We start from the raw sequence: 395 nt of genomic DNA, 5'->3' as shown, positions 1-395 counted from the left end.
CCTCGCATGCTCTGTCAAATGATTAGGCGCAAGGTGAGCATACCTACGAACCATTTCTATGGACTCCCATCCGCCCATTTCCTGAAGCACTGATAATGGGACGCCTGACTGAATCAGCCAGCTTGCCCAGGTGTGTCTGAGGTCATGGAAACGGAAATCTTCAATTCCTGCACGACGACAAGCTGATAGCCATGATGTCTTGCTGTCGATGCGCATCTTCCTGACCGCAGGCGTTGATGTTCCATCTGCTCGCTTAGCCGCCTTGGTATGTGACGGATCCTCTACGCCGGACGCCTCGTGGCCGGCATCACCGGCGCCACAGGTGCGGTTGCTGGCGCCTATCTCGCCGACATCACCGATGGGGAAGATCGGGCTCGCCACTTCGGGCTCATGAG

General features: G+C 57.0%; 1 protein-coding gene. It reads right to left on the bottom strand.

The window, feature by feature from the left end; all coding sequences use genetic code 11:
* On the bottom strand, window positions 1-216 hold a 216-nt coding region (locus KI369_RS29610; protein WP_238484979.1), incomplete at its 3' end, for a tyrosine-type recombinase/integrase.
* Window positions 217-395: the final 179 nt, after the last annotated feature.

Source organism: Bacillus sanguinis, assembly GCF_018332475.1.
GTDB lineage: Bacteria > Bacillota > Bacilli > Bacillales > Bacillaceae_G > Bacillus_A > Bacillus_A sanguinis.
Note: the sequence above shows the minus strand (reverse complement) of the source record. Positions and strands in the feature narration are given on the sequence as shown.